This window comes from Enterococcus sp. VV15 (assembly GCF_005236045.1).
Classification (GTDB): Bacteria; Bacillota; Bacilli; order Lactobacillales; family Enterococcaceae; genus Enterococcus_B; species Enterococcus_B durans.
Genome location: NZ_QPTY01000054.1, coordinates 1 through 10,405, shown reverse-complemented (window position 1 = coordinate 10,405; position 10,405 = coordinate 1). Strand labels below are relative to the sequence as shown.

8 protein-coding genes are annotated in these 10,405 nt (G+C 38.1%); 4 read left to right on the top strand and 4 right to left on the bottom strand.

Going from position 1 to position 10,405, the window contains the following annotated elements; genetic code table 11:
- The coding region (locus DVW83_RS13645; RefSeq protein ID WP_153226970.1) for a VWA domain-containing protein at positions 1-2,411 on the bottom strand (2,411 nt) is incomplete at its 3' end.
- A gap of 222 nt (positions 2,412-2,633) precedes the next feature.
- On the opposite strand from DVW83_RS13645, the gene DVW83_RS13640 reads away from it, so the two are divergent.
- The gene (locus DVW83_RS13640) at positions 2,634-4,049 is read left to right on the top strand and encodes a helix-turn-helix domain-containing protein (RefSeq protein ID WP_104660936.1); all 1,416 of its coding nucleotides are present in this window, start codon (positions 2,634-2,636) and stop codon (positions 4,047-4,049) included.
- Positions 4,050-4,199: 150 nt separating this feature from the next.
- Here the strand turns inward: DVW83_RS13640 and DVW83_RS13635 are convergent, their stop codons facing one another.
- The 3 genes from DVW83_RS13635 to DVW83_RS13625 are packed head-to-tail and all read right to left on the bottom strand — an operon-like array spanning position 4,200 to position 6,580.
- On the bottom strand, positions 4,200-4,796 hold the full coding sequence (locus tag DVW83_RS13635; protein ID WP_104660937.1) for a TetR family transcriptional regulator: 597 nt from the start codon (positions 4,794-4,796) through the stop codon (positions 4,200-4,202).
- Between the two features lie 16 nt (positions 4,797-4,812).
- Entirely contained in the window at positions 4,813-5,502 is a 690-nt protein-coding gene (locus DVW83_RS13630) for an ABC transporter ATP-binding protein (protein ID WP_081133576.1), read from the bottom strand.
- A gap of 4 nt (positions 5,503-5,506) precedes the next feature.
- The gene (locus DVW83_RS13625) at positions 5,507-6,580 is read right to left on the bottom strand and encodes an ABC transporter permease (RefSeq protein WP_104660938.1); all 1,074 of its coding nucleotides are present in this window, start codon (positions 6,578-6,580) and stop codon (positions 5,507-5,509) included.
- A 300-nt stretch (positions 6,581-6,880) separates the two neighbouring features.
- Here DVW83_RS13625 and DVW83_RS13620 point away from each other — a divergent pair, with 300 nt between their 5' ends.
- The 3 genes from DVW83_RS13620 (at position 6,881) to DVW83_RS13610 (ending at position 10,149) form a co-directional block, all read left to right on the top strand.
- Positions 6,881-7,555, top strand: coding sequence for a response regulator transcription factor (locus DVW83_RS13620; RefSeq protein ID WP_104660939.1), 675 nt, complete (start codon positions 6,881-6,883; stop codon positions 7,553-7,555).
- 4 nt (positions 7,556-7,559) lie between these two features.
- Entirely contained in the window at positions 7,560-8,882 is a 1,323-nt protein-coding gene (locus DVW83_RS13615) for a sensor histidine kinase (RefSeq protein WP_104660940.1), read from the top strand.
- Between the two features lie 223 nt (positions 8,883-9,105).
- On the top strand, positions 9,106-10,149 hold the full coding sequence (locus DVW83_RS13610; protein ID WP_104660941.1) for a tyrosine-type recombinase/integrase: 1,044 nt from the start codon (positions 9,106-9,108) through the stop codon (positions 10,147-10,149).
- Positions 10,150-10,405 lie beyond the last annotated feature (256 nt).

The following is a 10,405-nucleotide window of genomic DNA, read 5'->3' as shown; positions in this document are numbered from 1 at the left end:
ACATCAAGTGTCCCACCCTTTAATTGGAAAATAGCCCCTTCTAGAGGTTGTTCACCTGAAGAAGATTGTTTGATCACTTTCAAGTTCAATGGTGTAAACTGTTTGGTGTTTTTCCAAGTCGTATTGTCCAACTGCTTAGAGGTATAACCAGGTACATCAAGTTCCGCGATAGCTTGGTAAGTAAAATCTTTCCCTTGATTGTTGTACTTTGGTAAGAACATGTTTTCTTGATAACCAGCTCCGCTTGTTTCAGAAAGTTGGGTGACATCACTTCGTGTCCATGTATCTCCCGTGTCACTAGCTGGTTTATTCAATTGGACAAAGCCTGTTTGCCAACTGTTTGGATCGGCTGTTTGGGTTCGTTTCACTTCATACGTTACATGATCTGGCCGACTACTTTTATCATGGTCGAATTCTTCCCATTGCTTCGTAAAGTTTAGTTTGACGCCAGGTGCTTTCGCTGAAGGAATACCAAATTCTGCTAGCTCACTTGAATCAGATAATGGTTGGAACGTTGTGGTGCCATTGATCTGATACCAATAATCCGGCTTGAAGTTTTTACTTTCTGTTTGGATACGTACTTGGTAATGGATTTGGATCTCTTGGTCTTTACCTAAATAGATTTGACTGCTTTTGATCGTCGTGCCATCCATTTGGATCGACGGCGTCACTGTCAGTTGTTTATTTCCTACACTTTTTACGCTTAACGTATTGGGTTGATACACAAATGGTTGAGCAATTGGATCTGTCACCGCACCATTAACGACTGTGCCGGATATTTGGACCGCTTTTTTAGCTAAATAATCAGAAATATCTGATGCATGATCTGCGGATTCATAATAAAGTGTGCCATTTTGGTCACTTGAGACCATTTGTCTCATTTTGGCTTCTACTTGTGCTTTGGAAAGGTTCGCTTGAGTGTCGCTTTGCAACTGGATACCTAAGCCGTGGATCTCAATACCGCGTTGTTTCAGTGCCATTGCTTCACCGATCGTGGCGATAAATGTACTATTGATCGTTTTTCGATTGCCATTTTGGTCATCAACGTTATAGGTGGGAGAAATTCTAGAGGTGCTTCCAGAACCTTCCTCATTATTTGAAAATTTTGTACCATAATAGCTACCGTCTGATTCTGTAAATACTTTTTGATTTTTATATGAAAAAGTTGGTACACCATCGGTCAGCAAAACAATGACCTTTTTATGACCGTTCGGAGTAGACAGCATGGTTCCGGCATCTCGCAATGCTTTTTGTGTAAATGTTCCTCCACTAGTACTGGAAGGTGTCACAGATTTCACTTGGTCTTTGACTGAATCAAATGGCCCCATTGGAACAGAACCATTATTGTAGCCATCGCTTGAATAGCCGATATAGCCCATACTGATTTTATCTGTGATGCCGCTATCGCTTAATGTGTCTACGAAACGATTGACGCCATCACGGACTTCACCGATCCGATTGTTGTTATTCATACTGCCTGACCAGTCAACGACTAAGGCGATATCTAAAGGTGTTGTTTCTTTTTGGACATTCCCTCGGACGTTCAAGTAAACATCAAAGAGCCCTGGAGTAGTTGTTTCTTCCGCAAATTTACGAACAGCATAATCTGCTTCGTTACCTGTTCCACCATATTCAATGTATGAATTGGTTTTATTTATCGGGTCGCCATCCCATGTTTTCACACCATCCCATTGGTCACTGGCATTTCTATTTCCTTGATGATTCAAAACATCAGTGTTGCCCGCTGGCTGCCAACTAGCTGTTGGATAAGTTCCTTGAGCGTCAGTTGTATAATCTGCGTGGATAGTTTGATTCACTCTTAGGGGTGTGCCATTTGCGGCTAGAGTTGGCAAACTGAAAGGTTTGACCGCTGGAGAGTGCTTCGTTTCCTGTGAATCTGTTGCGGTCGTTTCTGTTGTGGCAGATTCTTTAGAAGAACTAGGTGCAGAATTGGCATCACTAGTTGTTGCCTTCGTTGCCTGTTCTCCTTGTGTTAACGGTGTAATTGGTATTTTTTGGTCATCTACCAAGAGTTCATTTTCTTTATTTGTATATGATTTTTCGTCGATTTTTAAGGATAAATGAATAGACTGACGAATATGCGGCTCTATTTGCAACGTGATTCCTTGACTATCTACATGATACGAATAGCCCTCTTTTTTCATAGGATCTGTGAGAGATAAATAGTTCGTTACTAGACTAATTGTTTTTTCTTGTTTTTCCGCCGTCTCATTATTTACATTTATTTCCAAATCTAAATAATGGCTGTTTTCATTTTCAGCTGTGATTTTAGCTGATGCTATATCAAAGACAGTTGATACTTCAGCCATCGCAGCAACAGGAATAAGATAAGAGAAAACTAATGAAAATAGTACACAAATTATCCCTAACCTCTTTTTTAAAGTAATCATTTTTCCCCTCCTAATTTAATTTTTCATCTATTCCAATGTAAAAACGATGAGATTAACATAAATAATTGCTCTTATTTTTTATTTATTATAATCTGATAGTTATTATACGAATGGTTCAAAAGATAATCACACCAATTTTCAGACTGGGTAGTTTCATTTGTGGAATTGATTCCTCTATTTGAGGGGAGTTTGATTATATAAAAGGGTTGAGGGAGAAAACTTATGATCAGGTTGTTGGAAGAAAACTATAGAAAAATGGAGCAAATCATCCGAGTGTTGTCCATTTCTGACCAGTGGATGACAAAAAAAGAACTTGCAAAAGAAATTGGAAGCTCTGAGTCAACATTTATTCGATATATCGAAGAGATTAAAATTCGTTGGGGAACAAAAGTGACGATCGAAACATCAAGGAAATTAGGCTATCGAATCGAACATTTTAATGCAGCAATTTACCTAGATGTGTTGATGGATATGGCACAAAGCTCAACGAACAGCCAGTTGCTACATGAGATCATCATGAATCCTGGTCAAACGATCGAATACTATTGCGAGACCCTCTCAATCAGTCGCTCTTCGTTTACACGCAAGCTAAAACGCTGTAATGAGATCTTAGAGTCTTATTTATTGAAAATCATTGTTGATCAAGGTTTTCAATTAACCAGTCAAAAAAGCGAGATCCAATTGAGAATATTTGTTACCTTTTTCTTTTTGAATTTTTATGGACGTCATGAACTTCCCTATACGATCGATAAAGCGGTGGTCAAAGACATCATGGAAAGAAATCACTGCCAAATAAGCTTATGTGGTCAAGGGAGTACGTATGAACAGTCTTTTTATATTATGTATTTCATGGTGCATCTAATGCGGGAAACACAAGGATTTTACTTGGATCATATGCCATCTAAGGATTTGCGAAACATTCATGAATTGAAGAATAAGGACTATCTACTTTTAAAAAAAGAACTAACTAATCTGAATTATGATAGTTATGAAAAAGTTATAGATTATTTTACTCGTTCTATTTTTCAACAGTTCTCTTTTTCAGAGCAAAAAGATATCAGACATAAAATACAGAGAAATTTACAAATTTGTGTATTTTCAAAAACGGCCGAGTGGGATTCAGACAAGCTGGATTTCATCATTCACTTATCAACTAACATTTATTTTTTTTCTCGTCTGTTTCCTTTTGACACGACACATATGACGTATCGTGCCACTTTTTTTGCGGAACAAATACGAGTTAGACACACGCCACTTTATGCACGCTTACGGGCGGAATTACAGTTTTTTTCTACCTTGTTGGATACCGATTTCTTGAATTATTTATCAAGTTATGTTTTTTGGATGTTAGCCATTAATCCAGATGCGAATCAGTCATTAGTCACGAAGCGGATATTGGTCGTTAGTGACCTAGGCATCCAACATAGTCGTTATGTTGAATCTTACGTTAGCGATGTCTTGGCTATACATCGCGTGCGCTCTATCACAGATGAACAATTAACGTCATTTGATCTGACAAACTATGATCTAGTCGTGTCGAACCAGCCTATTACCAATACGCAAGTACCAAGTTTATTGATTGATGATAGTATTTCATTCAGTGATGAAGATGATTTGATCAATCTATTTGGTTTATGACATTCTTTCATATTTTTCAATCTTCAGATTATTGCCTAATGCAGAACATTAGTAGCAATAAACAAATTATTTTTCACAAAAAAGGCGAAAGATTTTGAGAACAACGCAAACTGTTTTCAGAATCTTCCGTCTTACTTTTATTGGATTAAGTTATTTAATTCCTGCTTCTAACCACTTTCTTTTGAAACGGAATTCTTGGATCAGTTGGTCTTTGCTCCATCGATTGGCGATAAAATCAGTTAGCGTATCCATTGTTAGGTCCATCGTGAAGTAAAGAAAACTCAAGGCCTCATCTTTGGAGTCAATTGCAAAGTGATTGGCTGCCAATAAGCTGTACCATTCCTTCAACATGGATGAATCATCTGATATATCCCTTCTTCGATGGTTATTTAAATCGGTGCTTTCGGTCAATAATTTGATTGTTTGCCAGTGATTGTTCCCAGGCTTCAATGTTGCACACCACCCAAGATAATTTTCGATCCCAAGAAAAAAATCTTGGCTATCTTTCTCGATATACTGTAGGATATCTCGGTGGATCTGTGCGGAAAAATAGGAGATAGTAAAACGATAGGCATCTTCTAGGTCTTCGAAATACTTATAGAATGCCCCTCTAGACATTCCTATTCCTGAAACGATAGCAGAGACTTTGACTTGACTGATATGCTGTTCTGAAAAGTTCTTTAGTAAGACGTTGATGATCGCTTGTTGCTTTTCTTCAGACAAGTTTAGAAAGGTTTCTTTAGGCATCAGCTAACTCCTTTCGTTATTTTATGTCTGCCATGTCTTCTTCCACCAAGTAACCATCTTTCATGCGATACACACGGTCGCTCCATTTGATCATTCGCGCATCATGTGTGACCATAACAGTGGCCTTTTGTTTTTCATGCGCTTCTTTCACCAATAATTTCACCACTTCATATGCATGGTCAGTATCAAGGCTTGCAGTTGGTTCATCTGCTAAGATCAGGCTAGGATCATTGAACAGTGCCCTAGCAATTGCTACACGTTGTCTTTCTCCACCAGATAAGTCTTTTGGATAGCTGTCTTTCAATTCATAGATATCTAGTGATTTCAGCAACTCATCGATCGTTGTTTCTGCTTTCTTTTGATGGCTGACCTTATCTACTAGATAAAACTGTTCTTTGACTTTTAAAAAGGGAATCAAATTGGAACTTTGAAGGATGAACCCAATTTCTTTAAAACGGAGATCCGCCCGTTTCTTCTCTGATAGATTCAAAAACGATTGTCCGTTAATCGTGATCTCTCCTGATGTTGGATTCTGCAATCCACCCGAAATCGTCAAGAAGGTACTTTTGCCTGATCCAGAAGGTCCGATGATGCTGACAAATTCTCCTTGCTTCACTGTAAAGTTGATGTCTTTCAAAGCGGTTACTTCCGTGTGTCCTTTGCCAAATTTTTTGACAATATTTTTCATCGTTAAAATATCTTTCATTTTCTTATCCTCCTATTGCCGTGATTGGATCAACTTTTGCAATGGTCCGAACGGAAAATACGCCGCCGAGCATAGCAACTACGATCAAAACGCCACTATATAGTAGCCATTGATTCCAGAAGATCGCAAATGGCATCGCACTTGGCAAGATCAAACTAGTAAGATAAGCAAATGCTACTGCTAAGACCACACCGATGACCCCTACAATAAATGATTGAGCAATCAATGATTTTGCAATAAAAGCATTGCGGATACCTTGTGCCTTCATCACGCCAAAAATTGCTGTCTTTTGTAAAGTGATCACGTACATAAAGATCCCTACAACTGCCGCAACGACTAAGAATAGGAAATAAACCATTGCGTTAAGTGTCATATTCTGTGCAGAGTACCCAGGTAAACTGTCAATAAATTCTGGGATCGCTAATTTTTGGAGCGTTTTAGACGCAGCATCCTGATTGATCGTGGCTTTTTCTTTTGTCACGATGGCATTGATTGGTGCCTGACTTTCAGAAGCAAATGGCTGATCACCAAATTTCAGGTGGGTCCAAGTAGCTAAATTTGTATAAATTACTGGAGAAACAGTATAGTACGTTTCTGGGAAAATCCCAACGATCGTTAATTCCTGATCATAACTGCCAATCTTCAATTTATCTCCAATCTTATAAGTATCTCCCACCAGATTTTGAGAAATAATGATTTCATTTTCTTTGGTAAACATCTGACCTTTTGTTATTTTGGGAAGTAAAAATGCATCATTTGTCGTTCCGAAAACAGCGACATTTTCTTTGTTTTTCCCTTTCACTGCCCCACTATATAAGCCAATCGGTGCTTTTTCTTTTGCATCGACGTGTTCAAGATCTCCTCTGGTCAATTGTGAAGCAGCAAATACTTGATTGGCATCTTCTGATAAGACGATTTCTTGGGCTCCCCAATCATCGATGGCTTTTTTGAATTCTTCGGCAAGTCCACTCGCCAGTCCTGACAGCATGAAAACGACGTACGCGATCAAAAACATAATGCCGATGATCAGACCATAGCGTAATTTCGCATACCGCATTTCTTTCATTGCTAAAAACATCTTTCTTCCTCCTCTAACCAATTTCTTCCAAGTGACAAATTGTCACTACAGATGAAAGTATATCCCTTGAGTGACATTTTGTCACTTGATATATTCTGAAAAAAAGGTAAATTTTTTATTTTTTCTCTTTTTTTGAAACCTCTCTTCCACATTTTCTGATTTCCTTCTCTTAGTCAAATAGAGTAAGATCAGAACGAATAGAAGATATTTTATCGAATGCTTATAGAAATAACGGGCTTTAAGTTTTTTTTATGGTATCCATGATAAACTTGAGAAGACCAACTATAATGAGGTGAACGAATGATAAAATTATTAATAGTGGAAGATGATCGTGTATTATCTGACAACATCAAAGAAATTCTTTCAGGCATTGGCGATATCACACAAGTATATGATGGCAGTGAGGGACTTTATGAATTAGAAAGTGGCGTCTATGATCTAGCTATTCTTGATTTGATGATGCCTGAAATGGATGGTTATGAAGTATTAGCACTTGCCAGAAAGGCAAAAATACAGACCCCAGTTTTGATTTTGACTGCTAAAGATGGCTTAGACGATAAAATCCAAGGCTTTGAACGCGGCGCAGACGATTATTTGACTAAACCTTTTTACCGTGAAGAGTTACTCATGCGGACCAAAGCTCTACTAAAACGGTCGTTAGGACTCTTCGACGAAAATACGTTTGAATACAAAGGAATGATTTGTGATCTACACAAGAATACTGTCACTTTTGCTGAAACGGTTTTGCCAATCCAAGGAAAAGAATTTGAACTACTTGTTTATTTTTTACAAAACCAGCGGATCATTCTTACCAAAGAACAGATCTTTGACCGAATCTGGGGATTTGATTCGGATACGACGATCACTGTCGTCGAGGTTTACATGAGTAATTTACGTAAACATCTGCGTCAGACAGGACTCGACAAAGAAATCAGAACATTACGGAATGTCGGTTATATCATGCAAGGAGAGTGATTTGATGAACGGGAGTATCTCTCGAAAACAGCGTAGGCGCTTTTTTTTAGCCAACGTCACAGCTTTTGCCCTGATTTTCTTTTTATTAGGTTTGATCACGCTCCAAGTCTTGAACCAATCCGCCTATAGAGAAACGGATCTTTCACTGGAAAAAATAGAGCCCGACTCTCGAATGGTCCAGCTTGAAATTGCCCGTTATCAACAAGGCAATCCTTTTTTGAATGTCTCCCCTCCTGGACAGGAAAATTCATCGCAGCAATTAGGACCTATAGGGGATCGTTTCAACACACAGATCGTTCTCTGGTCTGCTTCGGGTGACATCCTAAATAAAGATGCTATAGGGGGCCGATTCAACCAGCTGGAAGAATTGAAGCTCGACACGAAAAATCTCGGTACGATCCAGTCCATCGAACTAAAATCAGAAGGTTCGGAAGCACCGTTATCTTTTCGTTCAGTGACCCAAAAAGCGAGTTCAGATCAGGGAGAAGTAGCCTATATCCAAGTGCTCTCCAATACGAATCAGATCAAGAATTCACTCGCTAATTTTCGAACGATCATGATTGCTTGTATGGTGTTTTTTTGGCTGATATCGATCGCTATCAGTTATTACTTATCAAATTTAAGCATGCGCCCTATCTTGGCATCATGGCGTCGTCAAAAAGAATTCGTAGAAAATGCTTCCCACGAATTAAGAACACCTTTGACGATCATTCAAAATAGTTTAGAACATCTTTTTACGAAGCCAGATCACACGATCCTAGATGAATCGGAAAGTATTGCGCAAGCTCTTGCTGAAACACGGCGACTTACAGGACTAACCTCTGATCTATTGACGATTGCACGAAATGACTCAGATGAACGAACGATTGACAAAACGATGATCCAGTCTACAACATTTTTAACCGAACTAGTCAAACCATTTGCAGAAATGGCAAAAATCGATGAAAAAAGTTTCACCTGTGAGTTAGGTAAAAATGCGAACGTGCAAGTGGATGCTAAAAAGATCCATCAGGTACTAGTGATCCTTTTGGACAATGCGCTAAAATATACGCAAGCTGGCGATCAGATTATCCTTACTTCCAGTACGACACACAAAGACTGGACGATCCATGTAATTAATACTGGTCCTTCTATAAGCAATCAAGAGAAACAACGGATCTTTGAACGTTTCTACCGAGAAGATCACTCGCGGTCTAAAGGAACTGGTGGATACGGACTGGGCCTTGCTATTGCTAAACAGATCGTTGAACAACACCAAGGTGAACTGACAGTTGCAGATCATCAGCCACGTGGAGTCGATTTTAAAGTTCAGATTCCCATCAAATAACCCAATTTCTATTCGTACAGAGCCAACGAGGTCAAGACAAAAGTGTTTCTTACTTTTGTCTTGACCTCGTTTTTTTGAAATTTTAGAAAAAACTGACTTTTTATTTGTTTTTTGGCGGAATTGAGATTTAAACTAGTAAGCTTACAAATGGCTTAAGTTTTTTATAACTGGGGAAAAAAGTAAAAATAAGGTACAATATTACTAAAGAAACGGAGGTGTTTTCATGGATCAGAAAACAAGAAAAAATATTCAAGAAAAGCTAAAAAAACGTACGATGCAGCTACCTCCTATCTTCCAGGAGTTTTTAAAGGAAAATCAAAAGACGTTGTCATTGAGCAGCCGTTATGAATACGCAAAAGACTTCCATTTATTTTCAGATCACTTAAGAGATACCTATGCAGAAGATGTTACCGATCAGCTGATCATTCATTTAGAAAAAAGGGACTATTTGAATTTCTTACAGAAAGTCTATCGCCATACTCGTTCTTTCCAGACAACCGCTGAACAAGAAACGAATCAGCAATTCAAAAACGGTTATTATGGATTATCCAGAAAACAATATTCTTTGAATCATTTTCTTCGTTATCTTTATCAAACAGATCGATTAAAAAAAGAGATCTCACTTTTGGGTGAAACCTTGCCTGAAACGACACCGGCCGCACCACGATATGTGGATGCTTCATTACTTGAGAATTTTGATACGCTATTTATTCCTAAAAAGGGGGTTAAAACAACAAGAGAAGCGAGTTTTGAAGAAAAAAATCGTCCAAGGAATCTAGCGATTTTAGCTGTTCTCTTTTATTGCGGACTAAAAATCCACGAAATTGTCGAATTAAAAAGAAAAAACATCGAATTAAATAAGCAAATGATCTACATCGATCGAAAGGTAAATCGGCTAGACAAAGCAGTTATTCCAAATGAAGCCCTACCTTACCTCACCCATTATCTTGAACTTATTGAAAAAGATACAACAGCCGAATCATTTGTCTTTCGTTCCTCTCATGATCAGCAGATCTCTCCACGAACGATACGACAAATCTTAAGTAAAGTTACAATAGCGAACAACCTATCGCCTGAGTTATGCAGAAAAACCTTTGGCTATTACGTTGATCTTTATTTGGATGATTTAGATACTGTCAATTATTTATATGGAAATCGTTACCTTAATCCTCATTCCTTTGAGAAAATCAGTAAAAAAATGCGGGAGTTTTCGTATAGAGAATTTGCGAAAGAAACACGGAGGAACAATCATTCCCTAATGATATAGAGACATGTTCGATCAAAAATTCGTCACTTCCATGAGTAGTTGACGAACTTTTGATCGTTATCCTTTCTGAACACTCATCCCGATATCAGTGATTTTTTCTAATGCTTCAACGGTCAAATATGCGCCAGTTTTACAATTTCATCATCAATGACCACAATCAGTAAACTTTTCAGATTTTTGATAAAGTCCATATAATTGTGTAAAAGATAAAAGGCCATGTAACAGCCCTTTTACGGTACAATGTTTTTAACCACAA

Bases quoted from the DNA above. Each gene is read 5' to 3' on its own strand.
- DVW83_RS13640 (WP_104660936.1), top strand. From the start codon at position 2,634: ATGATCAGGTTGTTGGAAGAAAACTATAGAAAAATGGAGCAAATCATC.
- DVW83_RS13635 (WP_104660937.1), bottom strand. From the start codon at position 4,796: ATGCCTAAAGAAACCTTTCTAAACTTGTCTGAAGAAAAGCAACAAGCG.
- DVW83_RS13630 (WP_081133576.1), bottom strand. From the start codon at position 5,502: ATGAAAGATATTTTAACGATGAAAAATATTGTCAAAAAATTTGGCAAA.
- DVW83_RS13625 (WP_104660938.1), bottom strand. From the start codon at position 6,580: ATGTTTTTAGCAATGAAAGAAATGCGGTATGCGAAATTACGCTATGGT.
- DVW83_RS13620 (WP_104660939.1), top strand. From the start codon at position 6,881: ATGATAAAATTATTAATAGTGGAAGATGATCGTGTATTATCTGACAAC.
- DVW83_RS13615 (WP_104660940.1), top strand. From the start codon at position 7,560: ATGAACGGGAGTATCTCTCGAAAACAGCGTAGGCGCTTTTTTTTAGCC.
- DVW83_RS13610 (WP_104660941.1), top strand. From the start codon at position 9,106: ATGGATCAGAAAACAAGAAAAAATATTCAAGAAAAGCTAAAAAAACGT.